The 23079-nt window shown below is 57.4% G+C and carries 15 protein-coding genes; 5 read left to right on the top strand and 10 right to left on the bottom strand.

Annotated features, from left to right (window positions below):
* Window positions 1–290: 290 nt before the first annotated feature.
* From BN874_RS18725 to BN874_RS18705, 5 genes are all read left to right on the top strand, one after another.
* Complete coding sequence (locus tag BN874_RS18725; RefSeq protein WP_034435874.1) at window positions 291–3626, top strand: helicase-related protein; 3336 nt, start codon at window positions 291–293, stop codon at window positions 3624–3626.
* Entirely contained in the window at window positions 3623–4666 is a 1044-nt protein-coding gene (locus BN874_RS18720) for a PDDEXK nuclease domain-containing protein (RefSeq protein WP_034435873.1), read from the top strand. Before BN874_RS18725 ends, BN874_RS18720 begins: the two co-directional genes overlap by 4 nt.
* Window positions 4663–8343 (top strand): Eco57I restriction-modification methylase domain-containing protein, encoded by a 3681-nt coding sequence (locus tag BN874_RS18715; RefSeq protein ID WP_034435872.1) that lies wholly within the window; start codon window positions 4663–4665, stop codon window positions 8341–8343. Before BN874_RS18720 ends, BN874_RS18715 begins: the two co-directional genes overlap by 4 nt.
* A gap of 31 nt (window positions 8344–8374) precedes the next feature.
* Window positions 8375–9418, top strand: coding sequence for a PDDEXK nuclease domain-containing protein (locus BN874_RS18710; RefSeq protein WP_034435871.1), 1044 nt, complete (start codon window positions 8375–8377; stop codon window positions 9416–9418).
* A 130-nt stretch (window positions 9419–9548) separates the two neighbouring features.
* Window positions 9549–12638: a TrlF family AAA-like ATPase gene (locus BN874_RS18705; protein WP_034435870.1), complete on the top strand. Its 3090-nt coding sequence runs from the start codon at window positions 9549–9551 to the stop codon at window positions 12636–12638.
* Between the two features lie 390 nt (window positions 12639–13028).
* Here BN874_RS18705 and BN874_RS18700 read toward each other — a convergent pair whose 3' ends face one another.
* The 10 genes from BN874_RS18700 to BN874_RS18655 form a co-directional block, all read right to left on the bottom strand.
* Entirely contained in the window at window positions 13029–14243 is a 1215-nt protein-coding gene (locus BN874_RS18700) for a patatin-like phospholipase family protein (RefSeq protein ID WP_154725022.1), read from the bottom strand.
* Between the two features lie 120 nt (window positions 14244–14363).
* Window positions 14364–15593, bottom strand: coding sequence for a cation:proton antiporter (locus BN874_RS18695; protein WP_051498064.1), 1230 nt, complete (start codon window positions 15591–15593; stop codon window positions 14364–14366).
* Window positions 15594–15656: 63 nt separating this feature from the next.
* On the bottom strand, window positions 15657–16418 hold the full coding sequence (locus BN874_RS18690; protein WP_051498063.1) for a hypothetical protein: 762 nt from the start codon (window positions 16416–16418) through the stop codon (window positions 15657–15659).
* Window positions 16419–16482: 64 nt separating this feature from the next.
* Window positions 16483–17301 (bottom strand): transporter family protein, encoded by an 819-nt coding sequence (locus BN874_RS18685; protein WP_230314490.1) that lies wholly within the window; start codon window positions 17299–17301, stop codon window positions 16483–16485.
* Window positions 17302–17379: 78 nt separating this feature from the next.
* Window positions 17380–18996, bottom strand: a complete 1617-nt coding sequence (locus tag BN874_RS18680) for a DUF1254 domain-containing protein (RefSeq protein WP_034435868.1) — start codon at window positions 18994–18996, stop codon at window positions 17380–17382.
* Between the two features lie 207 nt (window positions 18997–19203).
* Complete coding sequence (locus tag BN874_RS18675) at window positions 19204–19656, bottom strand: hypothetical protein (protein WP_034435867.1); 453 nt, start codon at window positions 19654–19656, stop codon at window positions 19204–19206.
* Between the two features lie 142 nt (window positions 19657–19798).
* Entirely contained in the window at window positions 19799–21460 is a 1662-nt protein-coding gene (locus BN874_RS18670) for a DUF1254 domain-containing protein (protein WP_081756517.1), read from the bottom strand.
* A 45-nt stretch (window positions 21461–21505) separates the two neighbouring features.
* Window positions 21506–21958 (bottom strand): hypothetical protein, encoded by a 453-nt coding sequence (locus BN874_RS18665; protein ID WP_034435866.1) that lies wholly within the window; start codon window positions 21956–21958, stop codon window positions 21506–21508.
* A gap of 233 nt (window positions 21959–22191) precedes the next feature.
* Window positions 22192–22650, bottom strand: coding sequence for a type II toxin-antitoxin system VapC family toxin (locus BN874_RS18660; RefSeq protein WP_051498062.1), 459 nt, complete (start codon window positions 22648–22650; stop codon window positions 22192–22194).
* Entirely contained in the window at window positions 22647–22925 is a 279-nt protein-coding gene (locus BN874_RS18655) for a hypothetical protein (protein WP_034435865.1), read from the bottom strand. Before BN874_RS18655 ends, BN874_RS18660 begins: the two co-directional genes overlap by 4 nt.
* Window positions 22926–23079 lie beyond the last annotated feature (154 nt).

The raw sequence follows: 23079 nt of genomic DNA, 5'->3' as shown, positions 1-23079 counted from the left end.
TTGGGGTCTTTTCTCTATTTATGCCCGCAAGCATAGAGACTTTGAAAGCCGCAGACGAGAGGTAGGCCGGCTTGATATCGCCGGGCGGCTGGAAGGCGCGGCGCTACCAGCGACGATGCTGTTGCCAGCGCCGAACAAGAGGATCGACATCACCCCCCGGACCATGATGACCCAAGTGTATCGTATAATGTACTGTATCATGGTATCCGCCGCGACTTAGCAGCCCAACATCGTCGCCATCCTCGCCGATGACCTCGGCTACCGTAGCCAAGCCCTTTCTGGAAAACGCCATGCCCACGTCAAATAACCACTCCGGCCTGCGCGACAACCACGCCAGGGGAACGGTCGCCGATTTCCTGCGGGCGAAAATCCAGAGCGGCTCCCAGCTCTCCATCGTCTCGGCCTATTTCACCATCTACGCCTACGACGCGCTCAAGGAAGCTCTCGAACGCATCGGACATCTCGATTTTCTCTTCGGCGAGCCGTCCTTCGTTAACCACCTCGACCCCAGCAAGACCGAGAAAAAGGCGTTCATCATTGACGCTGACGGTTTGGAACTCGCCAACCGGCTCCAACAGAAACGCATCGCCCGGGAGTGCGCCGACTGGATCGAGCGCAAGGTGGCGATCAGAACCATCAAGCAATCCAACCTCCTGCACGGCAAGATGTATCACATCGCCACCGCTGGCGTGGCGGACGCCATTCTCGGCAGCTCCAACTTCACGGTGCGCGGTCTCGGCCTCGGTAAGACTGGCAACAACATCGAACTGAACCTCATCGTGGACGGCAACCGCGACCGTCAGGAACTCAAGCAATGGTTCGATGAGCTGTGGGGCAACGAGACTCTGGTAAAGGACGTCAAGCCGGATGTTCTCAACGACCTCAAGCAGCTCTATGAGAACCATACCCCGGAGTTCATCTACTACAAGACGCTCTTTCACCTCTTCGAGAAGTTCCTCGGCGACGCCGGCCAGACCGACGCGGATCTGGGCAAAACCCGCCTGTTCGAGACCGGGATCTGGCAAGCGCTGTTCGAGTTCCAGAAGGACGGAGCCAAAGGCGCCATCAACAAAATTCTCCGTCACAACGGCTGCATCATCGCGGACAGCGTCGGCCTGGGGAAAACCTACGAGGCGCTCGCGGTCATGAAATACTTCGAGCTGAAAAACGAGCGCGTCCTCGTGCTCTGCCCGAAGAAGCTGCGCGACAACTGGACCGTCTATCGCTACAACAGCCTCCTCAATCCGTTCGTCGATGACCGTTTCCGCTACGACGTTCTCTCGCACACTGACCTCAGCCGCGAGACCGGCACTTCTGGCGATCTCAATCTCGCGGCCCTGAACTGGGGCAACTACGATCTCATCGTCATCGACGAGTCGCACAACTTCCGCAACAACACCCCCGGCAAGCGCGACGGGGAAGGGAGCCTCATCCGCAAAAGCCGCTACCAGCGGCTCATGGACGACATCATCAAATCCGGCGTTCGCACCAAGGTTCTGCTGCTTTCCGCCACCCCGGTCAACAACGACCTCAAAGACCTCCGTAATCAACTCTACTGCCTCACCGAAAATCGCGATGACGCCTTCGCGGCCTCCATCGGCGTCGGCAGCCTCAGGGAAACCCTCGCCACCGCGCAAAAGGTCTTCTCCCTCTGGGCGAAGAAGCAGACCCACGAGCGCAAGACCAGCGAACTGCTGGAAAAACTCAACGCCGCCTTTTTCAAACTCCTCGATGAACTGACCATCGCCCGCTCGCGCAAGCACATTCAGAAATACTACCCGGCCACCATCGCCCAACTCGGCGGCTTTCCGAAGCGCGAAAAGCCCCTCTCGATTTATCCCGAAATCGACCTGCGCGGGCGCTTCCTCTCCTACGACAAGCTCAACGACGAAATCGCTGCTTACAAATTGTCGCTGTTCAATCCGTCCCGCTACGTCCTGGAGCCGTACAAGGCCGAGTATGAGAAGAAGGGCGCCTTCCCGTTCACCCAGGGCCAGCGCGAAACTTTCCTCATCGGCATGATGAAGGTGAACTTCCTCAAGCGCCTGGAAAGCTCGGTCAAATCGTTCGAGATCACCATGGAGCGCACCATCGCCAAGATCGAGGGGTTGGAACAGAAGATCAAAAACTTCCAGGCGTTGCCCAGGCAGAACCCCGAAGTCGCAGAGCTGGAACTCGAATTCGACGACCCCGGCCACGACGAAGAGCTGGAGGACGCACTGCAGGTGGGCGGCAAACTGAAGTTTCGCTTGAACCACCTCCGGCTCGACGGCGACGACGGCTGGATCAAAGCGCTCAAGCGCGACAAAGACCAGCTTCGCATCCTCTACAACGCCGCACGGGATGTCACGCCTGAAACCGACGCCAAGCTGGCTGAACTCAAGAAGCTCATTGCCGCCAAGGTCGCCAAACCCACGACCAACAAACAGGGCGAGCCGAACCGGAAAATCCTGGTCTTTACCGCGTTTGCAGACACTGCCGCCTATCTCTATGAATCGCTGCTCGACTGGGCGCGCCAGGAACTCGGCATCCACCTGGCCCTGGTCTGCGGCGGCGGCGCCACCCGCACCACCTTCGGCGCGAGCGCTTACGACCAGATTCTCACTAATTTTTCCCCGCGAGCTAAACACCGCGCCAAGATTCCCACTCTGCCGCAGCAGGGTGAAATCGACCTCCTGATCGCCACCGATTGCATTAGCGAAGGCCAGAACCTTCAGGACTGCGACACCCTGATCAACTACGACATTCACTGGAATCCCGTCCGCATCATCCAGCGTTTTGGGCGTATCGACCGGATCGGCAGCGCGAGCCACACCGTGCAACTCATCAATTTCTGGCCCACCGAGGATCTGAACAAATACATCAACCTCAAGAACCGCGTTGAAGCCCGGATGGCCCTGGTGGACCTCTCTGCTACCTTCGAGGACAACGTACTCAAGAACGAGGAGATCGAAGACCTCATCGCTGATGACCTCCGCTACCGCGACAAGCAACTGCTTCGGCTCAAAGATGAAGTCCTCGACCTCGAAGACCTCGGCGACAGCGTCTCCCTCACCGAATTCACCCTCGACGACTTCCGCCTTGAGCTGCTGAAATACCTTGAGGCCAACCGCGCCGCCCTCGAAGCCGCCCCTTTCGGCCTCTACACCTGCGTTCCGCCGCACCCCGACTACAAAGCTATCGGCCCCGGCGTCATCTTCTGCTTACGGCTGGAGGGTCAGCGCGGCGGCGCTACCGATGCGAAGCCCGCGCCGAGCGAGTCTATCAACCCGCTCCATCCCTATTTCCTTGTTTACGTCCTGGACGACGGCAATGTCCGCTTCGGTTTCGCCCACCCGAAGCAGATTCTCGACATTTACCGAATCCTTTGTTCGGGTAAAGCGGAAGTCCACGCACCGCTTTGCAATCTGTTCGACCAGCAAACCCATCACGGCAGCGACATGCAGGTTTACGACACGCTCTTGCAAAAAGCCGTGGACTCGCTTGCTGCCACCTTCCGCAAACGCGCGGCCTCCAGTCTCCAATCCGGGCGCAGCTTCGTTCTGCCCAATGTGCAGGAACAGGTTCAGGAAAAGACCGAACTCGAACTCGTGACCTGGCTGGTCATCAAGGAGGACAAATCATGAGCAACAGCGAACTCACTACCGACACCGGCTACCAGAGCCTGCTGGGGAAAATCTCCGAGGTTTACGCCACCGGTCAGGCCCGGGCGGCGCAGGCCGTCAATGTCCACATCACTGAGACCTACTGGCGGATTGGTCGGGACATCGTCGAGTTTGAACAGGGCGGCAACGTCAGGGCGGACTACGGCAAGGCTTTGCTGACCAAGCTCAGCCGCGATCTCACTCTGCGCCACGGTAAAGGTTTCAGCCGCAGCAATGTGGTGCGCATTCGCCAGTTCTACCTCGCTTACCCAAAAGGTGCGACGCTGTCGCACCTTTTGAGTTGGTCGCACATTGTCGAGTTGTTGAAGATCGACAACCCTCTCGAACGCGGATTTTATGAGCAGCAGGCCATTCGGGAGAAATGGGCCGTTCGTGAGCTGAAACGTCAAAAAGAAACCTCTCTCTTCCTCCGTCTCGCCGCCGGAAAGGACAAGGACGCGATCCTTCAGCTTGCCGCCCAAGGCCAGATCATTGCCCAGCCCGCCGACCTGCTCCGCGATCCCTACGTCTTCGAGTTCCTGAAAATCCCCGAGCCGCACCAAGTTTCGGAGACGGATCTGGAAACCCGCCTCTGCGATCACCTCCAGCCCTTCCTCCTCGAACTTGGCAAAGGTTTCACCTTCGTCGGTCGGCAATACCGCATCACCCTCAACAACACCCATTACCGGGTCGATCTGGTTTTCTACCACCGCATCCTGCGCTGCTTTGTCCTCATCGATTTGAAGATCAACGACCTCAAGCACCACGACATCGGCCAGATGAACATGTATCTCGGCTACTTCGCCACCGAGGAGAACACCGAGGGCGACAACCCGCCCATCGGTATCATCCTCACCCGAAACAAGGACGAACTGCTCGTCGAATACGCCACTTATCAGATGAACAGCCCGCTTTTCGTCCAGAAATACCAGCTTTACCTGCCCGACCGCGAAGAGCTTCGCCGCGAACTGGAACTCACCCTGCAACTCGCCGACGACAGCGCCCGCGACGAAAACCCATGAAAACCACCCTCGCCCATTTCCAGACCCTCCCGCTCAAGGACGCCGCTCGCCCGCTTCTCGCCAAGCTGGGCTACCAGAGCGACAAATTCATCGCCGGCGCCGGTTCCATGCCGCAGGACTTCCTTGACCTCTTCGGCACCGGCCACGCTTTTGAACCGGCCAAGGCTCTCTTCGCCGAGTGGAAAACCGCCGATCTCCTGTTCCAGCTCACTGATCAGGAACTCAGCCGCGAATCCGCCCTTTTCACCAATACCTCGGTTGAAGCCGGGCTGCTGAAATCCTACGTTTTCATCGCTATCGAGTTGAAAGGCCGTGATTACGCCCGCGGCAGATTCTCCGCTATCGCCCGGCAGATCAACCGCCTCTTCCCCATGCCCGTCATGGTGTTCTTCAAGCACCAGAGCCATCTCACTATCGCCGTCATCAACCGGCGGGTGAACAAAATTGACGAGAGCAAGGACGTCCTCGGCAAAGTCACCCTGATCAGCGGAATCGACCTTGCCCAGCCCCATCGCGGCCACCTGGATATTCTTGAGTCGCTGGGGCTGCCCAAGCTGGTCCACCCGCAAAAGAAGCCCATCACCGACTTCGACACGCTCCACGCCGCGTGGGAGCAGATTTTCAACGTCGAACTGCTCAACGAACGCTTCTACCGCGAACTGGCCAACTGGTATTTCTGGGCGCTCCCGCAGGTCGAATTTCCCGCCGACCTCGAACCCGACGACGAAAAGCGCCGCGCCACCGGCCTCATTCGCCTGCTCACCCGCCTGATCTTCTGCTGGTTCCTCAAGGAAAAGGGCCTCATCCCCGAGAAACTGTTTCACCCTACCGCCCTGGAAAAAATCCTCACCGATTTCGATGACGACCGCTCCACCTACTATCAGGCCATCCTGCAAAACCTCTTCTTCGCCACGCTGAATCAGCGCATGGGCCAGGACGCCAAAGGCCAGCCCTACCGCGTCTTTGCGAAGGACGAAGGCTTCCTCAAGAACAAGGCCACCTACGATGTCAACAACCTCTACCGCTACGAAGCCCTCTTCCGCGAAGCGCCGGACGCTGCCCTCGCCCACTTCGCCGACATCCCGTTCCTCAATGGCGGCCTGTTCGAGTGCCTCGACCGCAGCGAGGACGGCGCCGGCAAGAAGCGCTACCTCGACGGCTTCTCCCGCAATCCCAAAAAGCGCCCCGCCGTCCCCAACCGGCTCTTCTTCGGCGGCGAGCATGAGGAAGATCTGTCTGGGGCGTATGGCGATAAGAAGCGCAGGAAGGAAAAGGTCTCCGGCCTGATCCCCATTCTGAACCGCTACAAGTTCACCATCGTCGAGAACACCCCCATCGATCAGGAAATCGCGCTCGACCCGGAACTGCTCGGCAAGGTTTTCGAGAACCTCCTCGCTTCCTACAATGAGGAAACCAAGACCACCGCCCGCAAGCAGACCGGCTCGTTCTACACCCCGCGCCCCATCGTGGACTACATGGTGGACGAGTCGCTCAAGGCCCATTTCACCCGCGCCCTGGTGGAAAAGGTCGGGATGAAGGAAGCCGACGCCCGCGCCGGGCTGGACCTCCTGTTCGCCTACACCGAGAAAGAACACGCCTTCACCGGGTCCGAAGTCGCCGGCCTCATCGCCGCCATCGACGCCCTGAAAATCCTCGACCCCGCCTGCGGTTCCGGCGCTTTCCCCATGGGCATCCTCCACAAACTCGTCACGATCCTCGGCAAGCTCGACCCCGACAACGAACGCTGGAAGCAGACCCAACTCGCCAAGCTCGACTCCGCCCCCATGCGCGAGGAACTGGAACGCGCTTTCGCCGATAACAACGACGACTACGGCCGCAAGCTCTATCTGATCGAAAATTGCCTTTACGGCGTGGATATTCAGCCCATCGCCATCCAGATCACCAAGCTCCGTTTCTTCATCTCACTCGTCTGCGACCAGCAGACCCACCGGAATGAAGATGACAACCACGGCATCCGCCCGCTGCCCAATCTGGAAACCAAGTTCGTCGCGGCGAATACGCTGATTGGTTTACCGGAGATGGGACAAATGATGCTCGTCGATCCCCGCGTCGGCCTCATCGAAAAAGAGATCGAAGCCCTCTACCACAGCCACTTTTCCATCCAGCGCCGTGACCGGAAGCTCGCCCTTCAGAGCAAAATCAAAACCCTCCGCCAGGAACTCGGGAAGCTACTCGCTGAAAGCTTGATGGCACCGAAGAAGGCCCAGCACGTCGCCGACTGGGACCCCTTTGATCCACAATCCTCCGCTGACTTCTTCGATCCGCACTGGATGTTCGGGCGGTCGCTGGTAAACGGGTTTGATGTGGTGATCGGCAATCCGCCGTGGGGCGCAACACTTACAAAGACGCAGAAAGGACGGCTGAAGACTGATTATCCAGAAATCGACTCATCAACACCTAACTCTTTTGCATACTTCCTTGGAGCGGCACTACGGCAATCGCATCTCTCCATTGCCTTTGTCTTACCCGACAGCATTCTGATTAAAGATTACGCCCGAACAAGGGAATTGGTAGCGCCGAAAATCACTGATATTGCATGGTATCTGAATACCGGTGTTCCGGAGTCGTGCCGGCAGTTTGTTTATGTAGAGCATGATGTTTGCGTCCTAATTTTGAATCAGGCGAAAAGCAGTGTTAGTTGCCGCATTCGGAAGCAGTTTTACGACCCAGCTGAGAAAGAAAATCGAACTGAATCCTATGAAGAGCTGAAAAAGAACTTCATCTTCAAAAAGCATGATTTTTGTTTCAACCTTCTGATTCGCGCGAAAGAGCGATCAATTCTTGAGAAACTCGAAGGTCACGTTTCCCTCGGAAGCATAACGCAGTGCCACGAGGGAATCCACACTGGCAATAGTCGGGATTTGTTGTTCCACGACCGAGCAATTAACAAGTTCTGCAAGCCACTATTTTACGGTGGTCGAGCGGGCGATCAAATTTCAAACTACTACTCAGAGCGCAGTAACTGGTATGTGGATTACCGGGCGTCAATTATCGACAAGGATCAAGGTTTTTATGCATCCCTGCGAGATGAACGGATTTTTACGCTGCCAAAGATTTACATTACCAGAACAGGGAATCCGATAATGGCATTTTATGACTCGGATACCTATGCCTCCAACAATTTCTTTTCTTTGCAGCTTCGTGACTACTCAAAGAACAGCGAAGAGAATCTTAAAGCCATTCTACCCCTGATTCTTTCGAGTCTTGCCAACTACTACATCCGAACTTTCGCAGCACCAAGACTAGGAGACACCTATATTGAAACGAAAATCATCCACCTCAATCGCATTCCGGTAAGTGCCGACTTACTTCGCCAAAGCGGCCTCTTCTTGCCCCTTACCAACCTGATGATTTCGGCAGTAAGAGGGAAGCTTCAGGTGCAACAGCAGTTCCTCTCGGACCTCATCGACGCCTGCGTGATGGAGTGCTACTTCCGGGAGCACATGGCGGAGCGCGATCTGCTCTTCCACGACACCGTAGCCCCGCACCTCATCGCCTACGATCCAGCGGCCAGCGAGTCCCAGCAGCGCGACTTCCTCACCCACTTCCACGCGACCCTTAACGCCCCCAGCCACCCCATCCGCAATCGCCTCCTCCGCCTCACCGCCGACAGCCCCGACCTCCTCGCCGTCATCAAAGCGGAAGGCCGGGTATGAAAACCTTGCTCAACGCTTTGGAAAAACGGCTATGACCTCCAGCAAATTCATCATCCCGGCAGACTACGCACACTGGCTCAGCAGTCTCAAGACGCGCATCTCCGGTGCGCAGCAGCGCGCCACGCTTGCCGTCAATCAGGAACTGGTGCAGCTCTATCACCATATCGGCAGCGAGATACTGGAACGGCAGACCCGTCAGGGTTGGGGCGCGAAAGTCATCGACCGTCTGGCCAGCGACCTGCGTGAAGCTTTCCCGGAGATGAAAGGCTTCTCAACCAGTAACTTGAAATATATGAAGTTTTTCGCCAAGCAGTGCCCAAGCGGTCTAATTGGTCAGCAGCCTGCTGACCAATTGCCCTGGTTCCATCTCGTCACGCTCCTCACCAAGGTTTCTGCGGAAGCGGAGCGCGAGTGGTACGCCGCACAGGCGATAGCGCAAGGCTGGTCGCGGCTCACGCTCGACATCCACATCAAGAACCGGCTCCACTTGCGGCAAGCCGCTGCCGTGACCAATTTCGAGCAGCATCTGCCCGCGCCCCATGCGCAGCTTGCTGTTGAGGCGCTGAAAGACCCTTACCTCTTTGATTTTTTGGGTCTGGGCGACGAAGCCCACGAGCGCGATATTGAAAACGCCCTCATCCGGCACATCACCCGATTTCTGCTGGAACTGGGCGCGGGCTTCGCCTTTGTTGGCCGCCAGTTCCGGCTTGAGGTCGGTGGCGACGAATTTTTTATCGACCTGCTTTTCTACCACACCCGTCTCAAATGCTACGTGGTGGTGGAACTCAGGGGCGTGGATTTCAAACCCGAGCATACCGGCCAACTCAATTTCTATCTTGCCGCCGTGGATGCCCAAATCAAGGCCCCGGACGATCAGCCCACCATCGGCCTGTTGCTCTGCAAAAAGCAAAACCGCCTGGTCGCCGAATACGCCCTGTCCGGCATCAACAAACCGATCGGCGTGGCCGAATACCAACTTGTGCGCTCACTGCCTGAGCCACTGGATACCCGTCTGCCCACCATCGAAGAAATCGAGGCCGAGTTGGCCGGGGATCTGACCACTTTGCCGAACTGAGCGCGCCGCTGATGGCAAAGATCAAAGCCAACTCCACCGAATCCCGCGCCCGCACCACCCGGCGTTACACGCTGCCGCCGAAATTGCTGAGCGGGGTGTTGAGCGCCACTAAACTTCAAGTGATACCACCATGCCTACTCCAATTTATCCTCGTGGCTCCGAATGGAGAAAGTGGGACCTCCAAGTCCACACACCTTTCTCTTCCCTAAACAATGGCTTCGGGAGCGATTTCCCGGCCTACGCAAAGCAACTGATCGAGAGGGCATGCAAAGACGACATCGCGGTCGTCGGCATCACTGACTACTTTACAATCCAAGGCTACACCGAGCTTAAAAAACTGCTCGCCGATGAGTCCACTTTGAAGGCACTCGTGGGGGAATATCTCGCAGAACGGGCTGCTGGGATTCTCTTTCTTCCAAATATTGAACTTCGTCTTTCGACGATCATTCGAAATCCTAAAGGGGCGGATAGCCGAGTAAATTTCCATGTCCTTTTCTCTGACGCTGTATCACCAGCCCACATAGAGGAACACTTTCTACGTGAATTAAAATTTACCGCCGATGCCAACACCGGCAGCGAAGATGAGCGCTGGGCATTGAACCCACAGAACTTGGCCGAACTGGGGAAACGACTAAAAACTCATCATGCGAATTTCCAAGGACAGACCGATTTGTTTGTTGGAATGATGAACGCGATCATCGATCATTCTGAAGTGAGCAAGATACTTGAGAACAAGACATCTTTCTTTAAAGACCGATATTTGCTCTGTTTACCATGCGATGAGGACCTTTCCAAATGCAGTTGGGACGGCCAGGGGCATTGGGCGCGGAAGCAACTTATTCAAAAGTCACACGTGCTCATTTCCTCTAATGACGGGACTCGCGCGTTCGCCCTTGGAAAGAGACACGCCTCGCTGGAAGAGTTCAAAACGGAATTCAAAACGCTCAAACCGTGTATTCATAGTTCGGACTCCCACACGTTCAATGAAATGTTTTGCCCAGATAAAGGCCGCCACACGTGGATTAAGGCCGACCCGACATTCCACGGTCTTCGACAGATTCTGAACGAACCCGAAGATCGAGTCTTTGTTGGGGACATTCCGCCAAGTCTGAAGAGGGCCGCGCGGCATGCGACGCGCATAGCAACGACTGTCGGGATCAAGAAGACTGCAACTGCTACGACAACCGAGAAATGGTTCGACTCTTCGATTCGGCTGAACAGCGAACTGGTTGCGGTCATTGGAAATAAAGGGAGCGGGAAGAGCGCACTTTCCGACATCCTTGGATTGTTAGGAAATACACCACGGTATGAGGCATTCAGTTTTCTAACACCTGAAAAATTTCGGCATCCTAAAAACAAAATATCTCGCCAGTTCGAGGCCTCATTGACATGGGCCGACGGAACTACTGATGCCGTCCCAAATCTTGACGTAAATCCAAGCGCGGACGCAGTTGAGAAGGTGAAATATATCCCGCAAAGTTATCTTGAGAGCATCTGTAATGAAATTGGTGCAGGCAAGGACGGACGCTTCTACAACGAGCTTCAGCAAGTCATCTTTTCCCATGTTCCCGAAGTGGATCGACTCGGTTTTGGTACTCTCGATGAACTGCTCACACATCGGAGCGAAGAGACAAATCAGGCAATCGCTCAGTTTGTGGCAAACCTTCAAGAGAGTAACGCGCTCATTGTCGCAAAAGAGGAGCGGTCTTTGCCCCAGCATAAAAAGGCAATCGAAGCCCAACTTGCAGAAAAGAATCGGGAACTCGACGCACACACGGCAACGCGTCCGGCAGATGTGCCGAAACCAGATGCTGACCCGACTGCGTTGCAGCAATCCAAGGTAGCGACTGAAGAGCTTGAAAAGAAACAGGCGGAACTGAAAGCCCTTGAACTGGAAATCGCAGATCTCCGAGCCAGCGATCTGGCAGCGGCAAAGAAGCACTCAACAGCCGAGAAACTTGCTGGAAAACTCAAAAATTTAGAGCGTCATGTTGAAGCGTTCCTTGCTGAGGCAAAGCTGGAATTCGACGAACTCGGAATTGCAGCCTCTGACGTAGTCGCTTTCAAGGTAGACCTAGCCACGATTGCTGCGCTGCTCAAAACATTAGTTGCAGACCGTGCGGCGATCGCACTGAAGCTCTTGCCCGATACAAACAGCGGATCCGAGTTCAAGCGTAAGGCGGTGGTTACAGAGATAGAAGACCTACAGGCGAAACTGAGCGCACCGCAACGAGCTTATCAGGCATACCTGCAAGTTTTGAAAGAGTGGGAGACAGGGAAGGCCAAAATCATTGGAACAGACAACTCGCCTGGGTCGATCAAATACCTTCAGAAGCAGTTGAGCGATTTGGATGGCCTCCCCGCTTATTTAAAAACATTGCGGAAGCAACGGAATCGTAAGCTGCTCGAAATCTTCCGCGAGAAACAGAAGTTGCGGGCCTACTACGAAACATATTACGGAGCAGTTCAGAACTTCCTGAAGCATCACCCGCTCGCGGCAAGCGAGCGGTTCCAACTCACTTTCAACGTGTCGATGGCCGAGAGCGGGTTCTCGGAAGCCTTACTGAAACGGCTCAACCACCGCAAAGTAGGCCCGTTCATGGGCGACGAGGATGGCGCTGCGGAAATGAAGAGACTCCTCGATAACACCAACTTTGATTCTGCCCTAGGAACGCTCCGTTTCACGAAGGCGCTTTTTGCCAAGATGGCTGAGCGGGATGGGAAAACCCTGCTGGTGAAGGATCAACTGCGGCAAGGAGTGACCGTCCAAGAGATTTATGATTTTGTCTTCTCGCTTGGGTTCCTGTCCCCGATCTACAACCTTCAGTGGGATGGGAAGGGGCTTGAGCAGTTGTCACCGGGCGAGCGAGGAAACCTTCTTCTTATCTTCTACCTCCTTGTTGACCAAGACGACATTCCTCTGGTCATCGACCAGCCAGAGGAGAACTTGGACAACCAGACAGTTTTCAAAACTCTGGTGCCTTGCATAAAAGATGCAAAGAAGCGCCGCCAGATCGTAATGGTTACGCACAATCCGAACCTAGCCGTCGTCTGCGATGCCGAGCAGATCATTTGCGCCGAAATGCAGAAGGATCACGAGAATGGCGTGACATATATCAGCGGCTCAATTGAAGACCCAATAATCAACGGGCGAATCGTAGATATTTTGGAAGGCACGCGGCCTGCCTTCGACAAGCGCGACGACAAATACCTTCCCTGATTGGCACAACCCATGAGCCTCAACGAATCCATCGTCGAAGCCGCCGCCCTCGAATGGTTCGGGGAGCTGGGCTATGCGGTCGGGCATGGGCCGCATCTCGCGCCCGGCGGCGGAGCGGGATTCGTTTAGCGAGGTGACGCCGGCAGGGTGCCGGCGCGAGGACATGCTGAAGGCCGAGCGATTTCTGCGGGAGAATCTACCCATCGCCGGCCGGATTCAGTCCGATGTCGCGGCTGCGTCACGGTGCGGTTCAGCCCCACGCGCGCTATGTGCCGCCGCAGCGAGTGGCGCAGAAAGAGGTAGCCCCTGTTTGGACAGTTTTTACTGTCCGATAAGTGAAACCCAACCCGGAGTTGAACGTTACCGGAAGATGGTTCACCGCAGTTTCGCTCATTGATCCGCTCCGGCTAGAGAAGCAAAACCCGGCGGCGTTTTCTGCCACGGATAGCCCTTGGCCGCCAGGTCGTAACCCACGGCAAAGAGTTGGCGCATGAACTCGGTGTCGAAATCTTCCTGGTGCGGCGCGTTGAAACTGTCCGGGATATACGCCAGGTTAAAATCGACGCCATCGCGCTGGGTGGTGAGATAAATCCGATAGAGATCACCGATGCCCTGGGTATGGATCAGCGAGGAGATCGCTCGCCCGGCAATGGTCATGGTGCTGCGTTCCACCTGCGACCATTCGGGATCCAGCCGGCTGTTGCGAATCACATACGCCCGCCGCTCGCGCGGTTTGAGTCCAAGCTGGCGCGTCTCGTCCTTGAGGTGGAGCGAAGGCGGATAGACGAAAACCTGCGCCGTGGCGCCGCCATCCACATGCATCTCCTGATAGGGCTGACCGTTGACCGCGACGTCGATCATGGTCGGCGGAAACGCGCCGGGGATCGCGGCGGAGGCAATCATCAGGGTTCGGAACATATCCAGCGCTTTGGGATCGCGGCTGGCCGCGATCTTGGTCAGGTTCCAGATGATGCCCCGGCGTGCATCGAGGTCGGTGGTTCCCACCAGAAGCAAGCGCCCCTTGGCATACTCGGCGGCGATCACATCCAGCAGCGCCTGATTCACATATTTGGCGAGCAGCTTCCCCAAGGGATGATTGTCGGCCATGGCATCGCTGGTCAGGGCGGCCAGCAGGCTGCGCGGCTCTGCAATGTCCTTGGCGGAAATGGTGGTGTAAACCTCCTTCAGCGTGGCGTCGTAGGTAGGCCCTGCAAAGGCGAACGGCGCGGTCAGCGCTCCGGTGCTGACGCCGGTTACCAGTTTGAAAGTCGGTCGGTTGCCAGCGGCCGTCCAGCCGTTCAGCAGCCCGGCCCCGAACGCGCCGTTGTCGCCGCCACCGGAAATGGCGAGAAAGACCGCCGGGGGCAGTGGACCGTGATGGCCGCTGGCCGCCAGGTAGGCTTCTTCGCGCTTGATGGACTCTATCCCCTCGCGTTCCATCTCGGCGATATCATCGGGGTTGCCGAGGCGGTACCGGACCTTTTCCAGCCCCGGAATTTGCGCCTGATTCTGCAACTTTTCGGGTACTGCCGATTGGCGCGGCGGAGTAGCGCAACCCGGTGCGAGCAATAGAATGACCAGTCCGATCAGAAGGGTGATCGTCATGCGCACGTTTGATGCTATTAGTCTCATTGGTTCTTTCCCTATTGGCTATTGAATTTGACGATACCATCAGTACCCGCGCCCCACGGGGACAGTATCCAGCACTCGCCGCAACCCGGTGTTTCAAGGTTTCAGTTCGCTGGCCTCGTCGCGGAGGCGCGGGGCGAAGCGCTCGGTGAGCACCGGTCCCAGAATAGCCGTGGTCAGCATCAGCACCAGCACCGCATTGAGCACTTCCTTGTCGATCAGGCGTTGACCGGCGGGGTCGAAAGTATCGTAGGCGACCAGCGTGGCCGCCAGCGTTGCGGCCACCTGCGGCAAGGTGAGCGACCACATTGTCTTGCGCGCGGCGGGCGTGTAAGCGAAGGCCCGTCCCGCGATTTCCACCGCCAGCCACTTGCCGACCAGCAGTGCGCCGATGATCGCCGCCACCAAGGCAAAATGATCGACGATGCTTTGGAGGAAGACGAGCGGTTGGATCAGAAATCCGGTCACGATAAAGAAGATCGGGATGAAAAAGGAATTGCCCACAAATTCCAGCTTCTCCTTGGCCGGCTGGTCGTGAACCGCCTCGTTGACCGCCAGTCCAGCCAGGAAGGCTCCGACGATGCCCGGCAGGTTGATGCTTTGCGCGAGAAAGCCGGCCACGGCGACAATCGCCAGCAGGAGAACGAAATAGGCGTTCTCATCCGCTTCCACTTTATTCAGGAAATAGGCACCCACGCGACTCAGGCCCAACAAAATGAGCGGGATGAAGACGGCGATCTCAAGAAGTTGCACCGCGATCCCGGATGCTGAAAAGCCGCTCTGATAGGTCGAAAGACAGACTGCAAACACGATCAGGGACAGGGTGTCGGACATCACGGTCGCGCCGAACGTAATGGTGATGGGTTCGAGCCGAGTCAGACCTAGCCGAACGACGATGGAAGATCCCAGGAGGGTATGCGAGGCGAGCAGCGACCCCAGGACGACCGCCGGGATGAGGGACAAACCGAACCAGAGGCCCACGGCCGTACCCAGTGCTTGCGGGATCAGGGTCGTGCAGAAACCGAACAGGAGCGACCGATTCCGCGCCCGCCGAAACAGCGCGAGATCGATCTCCAGGCCGGCGAAAAACATGAGCATCAGCTTGCCCAATTCGGCGAAGAAATCCGCAATGGCGGGGTGTACAGGAAAAATCCCAAGACCGTAAGGCCCGATCACGATGCCGCCAAGTAAAAGGCCCACGACCACCGGCAACCGCGCCCAGCGGGCCAGCGGCGGAATGCCCAAAATGAACGCCATGCCAATAGCAAATCGCGCCAGCAGGGGCAGAGACGCCGCGTGCGTGCGAATAAATTCAAGTGTTTCCATGAGTTACCTCTCGAAGAAGCTGGAAATAGGCGTTGTTCAGCCCTTCTGCCACCCGCATACCGCCTAAAAGCGGAACACCACCCCGAGCGCGGGTCCGCTGAAGTCGGTGTTTTGCAACAGCTTATCGCTGCCCATGTCGTAGCTCAGGTAGCGGTAGGCCAGCACCAGGTCGCCCCAATCCCAGCGGTAGCCTACTCCCGCCAGCGCCTGCCAGGTGAAGTCGGTATCGCCGGTGCCGATGTCGAGGTAATAGGGCGAAAACCAGTTGCCGCCCCATTCCACCTGGCCCTTTATCCCGATGATGCCGTCCAGCAGGTTGACGGACTGGGACAGCCGCGCGGTCGGCAGGGTGGGAGGCAACGGTCCGTCGAGGCTTAGATCGGTGTCGGCATCGAAGCCGGCGTAGCGCAGTCCGGCCAGCACATCGAGGTTGGCGCTCTCGGTGCGCACCACGGTGTACGCGCCGGCGAGTTGGAACAGCGTCCCCTTGAGGCTGTTATTGGCCTTGAGATCAAAGCCGGTCCCGCCCGGCAGGAGTGGCACGGTCGCCTTGCCCTTTTGCCCGGAGAGATCCAGATAGATCAGGTCGGCCAGAATCGACCAGTCGTTGTTGCGGGCCACCAATGAACCCATGAAGGCGAACTTGAGATCCTTGAGGTAGTCGCCGGGACCGGCCTCCACGTCCGCAACCGCCCCCGAAGACAGCGGATACTTCAAGGAACCACCGATGGTGGGAAACCAGCCGTAGAGCGCCAGCGCGTATTGCCAGTCGTCGGTCGAGGTCGGGGTTGCCGCCTGGGCGGCCACGCCGCAGGAGAGGGTCACCGCGAGGATCGCGCCCCGAAGAATAGGTTTGCTTATCAGCCTGTTGTTCCAGTTTGATCAATCGTTATTTGGGAAACATCAACTGCACCTGCGCCCGAATCTGCCAGTTGGCGGCATCATCCGGGGCGGCCACGTTGTAGTAGGCCGATAACTGCGTATTCACTGGCAACTTGCCGAAGTGGAAGATCTTGCCGATGCCGCCGCCGAGGGGCACGGTCCATTGCTGGCCGCTGTCGGCCTTCCAGTCAACGGTGAGGATCGGCGCGCTGGTGAGGTAGAAGCCACCCTCGAAGTTGTAGTTGACGAACGGCTGGATCAGGCCGTTGTTGTAGGAGCCACCCTGCTGGTCGCTGGTGAGTGACCAGACATTGTTGACCAGCACCCCGTACACCCACGGGTCGCCCTTATCGAGGTGCAGCACCACGAACGAGGGTCCCAGGCCCCAGTTGTCGTTGCCCAGTTGCGCGTTGCTGTTGGTGGGCAACTGGGCGATGGCCCCGACGCCCCAGATCCACTCACCGGGGTTGGCCGGAGACAGGAACGCCGTGAACTGCATATCACCGATGCCGTTGGTGCGGTCGTCCCCCGGATAGAGCGACGGCATCGAGATTATCGGGATGATCGTGCGGGTGATGATGTTCCAGTCGTCGTTCACCGAGATCGGAATCACCGGCTGGATGTTGAGCACGTTTTGCGTACCCTTCTCCGGCCCGAAATTGAGATTGGTGTTGTTCTGAAACGGCACGCTGATCAGGTTGCCGACCGGGTTCTGCGCCAGCTTCGCCAGTTCCTCGGCGCTCAGTTCGGCGTGCGCGGGCGCTGCCGTGCATATCATGGCGATAAACCAGATCGTGCTAGCCCAGGAGGGTACTTTCGTCTGCATCACTCTCTCCGAAAAATAGGGCCTCGCCACTGCGAGGCCCACGTTTTTATCGCGGTCTTGCGGAACGTCCTTCTCACCTCATTTGACGAGTTCGATCTCACCCGCCCGCCATTCTTTCGTGAAGAAAGTTTCCAACGGGCTGTAGAGGCGCAGGATGGTGAACCAGCCTTTGCCGGGCATGGTTTGGATCCAGTTGCCGCGCTCCACGCCTTTCGGTTGCTCGGGGCTGAAGTAAACCGTTGTGGAACCATCGGCGCTCGCCACAGCGGCGGGCGACGGATAGCTCTGGCTACCGGCGCGCGGGTAGCGCTGCGGTGTGTCGAGCATCGAGCGTGACTGGTTGTCATAGACCGTGAACGACCAGAACGCCTCGGCGGGGATACCCTTCGGCAAAGTGCATTTGTAGGTCTTGCCGCCGTCGAAGGGATTCATGTTCGCATCGAGGAAGCCCATCAGATACTGTGAGCCGACCTTGGGAACGCGCATGATCATGCCGGGGGAGTCCAGAGTGTAGGCGTAGTAGAACGCTGTCCGCGAATCGAGGGTGCGCGCGCCGGTCGGCGGCAATGGCTTAAAGGCGCCCTCTTTGGTGATCATGGGCGGTGGCGTCTCAAAATCGTATCCGCCTTCCCACAGCATATTGCCCCACATCGAATTCTCGTAGTAGAACCAATCGGGATGCATCTTGCCGAAGCGCCAGTTCAGGACGCGACCGGTGGCATTGCCGAACTTCGCTGCGTCGGTGAGCACCCGCTTCGTATTGGCATCCGGCTTGAAGGGCTTCCCCTTGACGATACCGATGGCGGCCAGCTGGCCGGCGAGTTCCACATCGTAGCTGGTGGCCGGCTCCTGCTGCACGTTCTCGTTGATCATCTCGAAGAACGTGTAGTCGCTCGGCGGGATCGTGTTAAAGACCTTGCCCGTCGCTTCAACGAACTGGGTCTCGGGAATCGGCGGGTTCTTTTCAAGCCGCACACCGCCTTCCAGAGCAGTGGCGATGCTGGTGCCATAGCCACCCGGCGTGTAGGGATAGACCTTCATGGTCTTTTTGATCATCTCGACAGCCGGTTTCGGGTCGTTGTCCACCAGATAGGCGCGCGCGCCGTACAGCACACGGTTGGTCCTGGAATGCGCGACGTGGAAGCCGCTGTCTGGCAGCGGACCGTCGTAATCGGGAGGCACGATCAGGTATTTGCCGCCTTCGCCGCGATCAGGTCCGGGGAAACCGATGTCGATGATCCACGAGAACCACATGTCGTTGATGGTGCCCACGCTCTTGGGCGGCTGTTCGATCACCATTGGCCCCTTGGTCAGATCAAAGACCGCAAGGTAATAGACGGTGTCCGCGTTAGCCGTCAGAAAGAGCGACTTCGCATCCATCAGCTCGGAGAAGATGATGATCGTGTTGTCCGCCGCGCCGATGCTCTGGAAGCCTTTCTGCAGCGCGTAGGCCGAGGCCCCGCGGAAGCTGTTGTTATAGACGTTCAAGCCATTGGTGAAGATCAGGAAATCGGCCACCGTCGTGGCGGTTTCCGGTGTCGGAGCACCGTCTTTGAAGGTGAGCTTGCCGAGGCCGGTCTCGACCACGTCCGGGGTGAGCATCGACTGCGGGATCGCGTCGTTTGCCTGAGTAGATGCGCTTGACAGGACCAGCGCGCTTGCGAGTGCAACGGTCAGCAGTGAATGTGTTTTCATCGCTGTTTTCCTCTTCAGTTATTTGTGATGTTGCGTTTGCAGGATTGCGCGTTGCTGCTGAATGCGCAGACCGCCTCGTGGGAGGCGGTCTAAGAGGTTCAAAACAGAAGAGTGGTGATCTACTTCGCGGTCTCAACTTTCGGGGCCTTCCATGAACCGTCCAATGCAGCTTCTTTGGGCATCCTTCTTCAGCTTAGGCGTAAATCACTACTCCATCGTGACCTTGATGCCGCTGGCCGATCCCACATTCAACTGCAAGCCCTGGGTGCGCGACTCCAGGCGCATGATGACGCCGTTCTCGTTCTTGAGCCGCAATCCGCCGACGCCGCCTCCCAGGGTGATGCTCGCTTCCAGCTTGGTGTAGGTGCCCGGAAATTTCGAGATATCCGCCAAATCGTAAACCTCACCAGCGGCGCTCATCTTCGAAACACCGATGTTGGCGCCCGCTGTCAAGCCACCGACCTTGAACGGATATTCCTGGCCATGAAACGTCAGTTGGCCACCGCCCATGCTGCCGCCCAGAATGAAAGCAAACTGCGTCTCGTCGATCACGACGCTCCCGGACGGCTTCTTAGCGTCCGCCGCCAGCGCCAGACTGCCCACTAAAAGGGTGGTGGCCAGCAGAACGGGACCCGTCATTTTGCGAACATTTTGCATCATTAGACTTCTCCTCGATTTAGAAACAGTTGAAGGTACTAGTTTAGTTGTATTAGTTGTAATTGAGAGAATTTTTGTCCGGTGGTGAATCAGCGGGCCACCTCGTGAGAGGCAGCCCGCGCATTTCACCATCGAACTTGTCGGTTCACTGGACTTTCTGCACCGCTGGAATCTTCCATGTCCCATCGATGATAGATGGCGGGGTTTCCTTCGGCCAGTAGAGGCGGAGCATCAAAATGAATTGACCCGACGGGGCGGGCAGCCAGTTGGACTCCTTGTCGGGACCGGGGTTTTCGTGTTGCAGGTACAGATCCACCGACCCATCGGCATTGGTCTTGAGGGCATTGCGCGCGCTCAACGTGTAACGATTGAGTGGATTGGCCACAAAGAAATACTCGGCGTTATACAGGGTCAACGACCAGAAGCCATCGACCGGCGGTAACTGATCTTTCGGGAAATGCATGACGTATTTGTTCGCGCCGGTGTAGGGCTGGCCTTCGACATCCTTTTCCGAAGTGGGATAGACCGCATCCTGCGGACGGTTGGCGCCCAGACCAATCGCCGTGACCAGGGCGCGCTGGAGATAATCAGTGCCATAGAGTCCGGTCTTGGTGGTGAATACCCAGCCGTTGATGGCCTCACCGGCATCTTTGAAGTGCGCCATGATCTTCTCGAATCCTGCCTTGGGCACGTCTTTCAGCGCCGCCTGCACCGTGGGATCGAGTTTGTCGAACGCGAACGGTTGGCCTGGAGCAATGCCGAGTTTTGCCATCTTCGCTACTATCGGGGCATCCGCTTCGGCGGGCGGGTTGTCCTTCATGAGCGCGGCCAGCAAGTTGAAGTAGGCGGCAATGTCGAAAGCATTTACTTGGTCGCGCACCGGGGTTTTCATGTCGATACTCGGGTCCACGTTGCCCGGTAGCGGTGTGTACGGCTGGCCGTAGGCACTGAGCGGAACGAGCGACACCTCGTCCTGCATCTTGTGGACGGCGGCGTAGTCCTCCGGCGTGCCGGTGCAGTAGATACGGCCGAGCACCCAGACAAGGCCGGTCGGCGATTGGTACTCCTTCACCCCCTCGGGAAGCGTGCCCTTCCAGCCAGGACCCGTGATGGCGTATTTCTGCGGGCCGGTGCCGGTGGTGCGCTTGCCGGGCACCTGAAAGACGTCGGTCCAGCCGTCGAGCATTGGGAAGAGGTAGTAGCGGTCGTGTGCGTCGGGCAGGCTCAAGACCCACGGTTCCTTCGTTACGTCGATCCAAGCGGTGGTGTAGAGCGTGTCAGCGTTCGGGGCAGTGACATCCTTGAATGCCGCCGTCGGGTACTCACGAACTCGAATCAGATGCCCCATGGGTCCTCGGGTGGCCTCCGTTTCGGCGACGTTGGTCATCACGCGGCGGGTCATTTCCATCGTCACAAGCGAGTAGCCATAGATATAGGCTTCCTCGGCGATCACTTTGGCCTGCTCCGGCGTCAGCGACGGCGCACTGGCCGCCGCTCCGGCCCCGCCGACCGCCACAACCAGCTTTTGACCGATCTCGATCTCGTCGGAGGACAGCTTGTTTTGCGCCTTCAGCGTGTCCACCGGGATCTCGAAGCGCTCGCCGATTGCGATTAGATCGTCGCCTTCGACCACGACATAGGTGGCGGTGACGGTATCGTACTGGCCCTTGGCGTGGTGGCGAGATCCCTGGTCGGCGGCCTGGACGCTGCCGACGACTAGACAGGCAGTCAGAGCAAAGACGGAGCAGACGGTTTGAAGCCTCGTGGTGAAATGCAATTTCAAGAATGAGGGTTTCGTAAGTTGCATTTGCGATAACTCATTAGATTAGGTGGGGCAGTAAATGGGTGCAAATCACCGGCTCATCGTGATCGTGAGGCCCGTCACGTTCCCGAGATTGAGATCCAGGCCCTTGGTCCGCGAGCGCAGGTTCATGATCACCCCGTTCTCGTTCTGCAAGCGCATGCCGCCCACGCCACCGCCCAAGGCGACGCTTGCCTCCAGCTTGGTGAAAGTGCCGGGGAATTGGGAGACTGTCTTTAGGTCGTACACTTCGCCGACGGCGCTCATCTTCGAGAAGCCGACGTTGAGGCCCGCGCTCAGGCCCTTGAGCTTGAACGGGTATTTCTTGCCGTGGAACGTCAGCGTCCCGCCGCCGGTGCTGCCGCCCAACAGTAGCCCGAACTGTTTTTCGGCAATCGAGACCTTGCCGACGGGCTGCTTGTCCAGCGCCAGCGCCAGATTGCCCATTAACAACGTCGCAGCCAGCAGGACACGACCGCTTATCTTGAGAGAGTTCTTCATCATTTTCTCCTGAATTAAAGGGGCCAAGTTAAGGCCAGTTGTATAGCGGGCTGATCAGATACGCGAAGATGTACTTCCAGTCGTTCTTCATGCTGATGACGACCCAGCCGTCCTTCTTCGCCTTGTCGTACAGCGCCTTGGTGAAGGCACCGACCTTGATGTTGGGCAGCCCTGCCGCTGGGCCGTAAGTATACAGCTCCTTAATTTGTGTGACTCAATTCGTTGCGGGCGCTTTTTTATCTCGAATTTGGCAAAGCTGGACACACGATCTCCAGCGACTCGCCCTCGCGCAACAGTGGGCGAAAATGCTTTTCATTGAAGGTGTATAGCCGTGATGCGCCGATCGTGCGCGCCGCTTGAAAAATGAGGGCGTCATAAACCGCCCCGCCACTGCGTCCGACCCGCGCCATATCGGCCATCGCTTCCCGATAAGCATCAATCGATGGGGAGACTATGGAAAAATGCGGCAGGATTTCCATTTCGATCAACAACAGGGCTTGATCCGGGGCAAGACGCGGGTTTAGGGGCATGGCGCTAAGTACCGCAAAGGTTTCCGCAAGCGAATGCAGTGCAATCCAGCATTCGAGGCTGGACTGCGTGGATTCCGCAACAACGGCCAGCGCCCGCACTCGATGCGGATGCGCAGCGACGCAGTAAGGAACCAGCACCGACGTGTCGAACAAAACGGCATTCATAGACCAGCAACCTGGTCAATGCGCATTTTGCGTTGATCTTGAATGAAGCGTTCCAAGTCAAAATCTGCCGGCAGTTCGCCCGTCGCCACCCAGTGCCCCTCCTGGCAAGCCAAACCGGTCTCAGTGGTAGACATAAGGGTCTGGTTGACGGTCAACCGTTGCCGCCGCCATTGCTCCATCCGGTATTGATCGTTGATAAAACGCTCCAGCCGTTCAAAAAAATCAGGAATTTGTTGAGCCTTGGCCTGTGCGTCGGGGCTAAGAACAATGTTCATCCAATACCTCCAAATGAATAATGCCTCACCCCGGTCGGCGTTGGAAACAGCAGGACGCGACCGCTTATCTTGAGAGAGTTCTTCATCATTTTCTCCTGAATTAAAGGAGCCAAGTTAAGGCCAGTTGTACGACGACGGAACACCTTCCAATTAA

It is taken from the genome of Candidatus Contendobacter odensis Run_B_J11 (assembly GCF_000531125.1).
GTDB lineage: Bacteria > Pseudomonadota > Gammaproteobacteria > Competibacterales > Competibacteraceae > Contendibacter > Contendibacter odensensis.
Note: the sequence above shows the minus strand (reverse complement) of the source record. Positions and strands in the feature narration are given on the sequence as shown.

Excerpts from the sequence above, each read along its gene's own strand:
- BN874_RS18725 (WP_034435874.1), top strand. The coding sequence starts at position 291 with ATGCCCACGTCAAATAACCACTCCGGCCTGCGCGACAACCACGCCAGG.
- BN874_RS18720 (WP_034435873.1), top strand. The coding sequence starts at position 3,623 with ATGAGCAACAGCGAACTCACTACCGACACCGGCTACCAGAGCCTGCTG.
- BN874_RS18715 (WP_034435872.1), top strand. The coding sequence starts at position 4,663 with ATGAAAACCACCCTCGCCCATTTCCAGACCCTCCCGCTCAAGGACGCC.
- BN874_RS18710 (WP_034435871.1), top strand. The coding sequence starts at position 8,375 with ATGACCTCCAGCAAATTCATCATCCCGGCAGACTACGCACACTGGCTC.
- BN874_RS18705 (WP_034435870.1), top strand. The coding sequence starts at position 9,549 with ATGCCTACTCCAATTTATCCTCGTGGCTCCGAATGGAGAAAGTGGGAC.
- BN874_RS18700 (WP_154725022.1), bottom strand. The coding sequence starts at position 14,243 with ATGACGATCACCCTTCTGATCGGACTGGTCATTCTATTGCTCGCACCG.
- BN874_RS18695 (WP_051498064.1), bottom strand. The coding sequence starts at position 15,593 with ATGGAAACACTTGAATTTATTCGCACGCACGCGGCGTCTCTGCCCCTG.
- BN874_RS18685 (WP_230314490.1), bottom strand. The coding sequence starts at position 17,301 with ATGCAGACGAAAGTACCCTCCTGGGCTAGCACGATCTGGTTTATCGCC.
- BN874_RS18680 (WP_034435868.1), bottom strand. The coding sequence starts at position 18,996 with ATGAAAACACATTCACTGCTGACCGTTGCACTCGCAAGCGCGCTGGTC.
- BN874_RS18675 (WP_034435867.1), bottom strand. The coding sequence starts at position 19,656 with ATGATGCAAAATGTTCGCAAAATGACGGGTCCCGTTCTGCTGGCCACC.
- BN874_RS18670 (WP_081756517.1), bottom strand. The coding sequence starts at position 21,460 with ATGCAACTTACGAAACCCTCATTCTTGAAATTGCATTTCACCACGAGG.
- BN874_RS18665 (WP_034435866.1), bottom strand. The coding sequence starts at position 21,958 with ATGATGAAGAACTCTCTCAAGATAAGCGGTCGTGTCCTGCTGGCTGCG.
- BN874_RS18660 (WP_051498062.1), bottom strand. The coding sequence starts at position 22,650 with ATGAATGCCGTTTTGTTCGACACGTCGGTGCTGGTTCCTTACTGCGTC.
- BN874_RS18655 (WP_034435865.1), bottom strand. The coding sequence starts at position 22,925 with ATGAACATTGTTCTTAGCCCCGACGCACAGGCCAAGGCTCAACAAATT.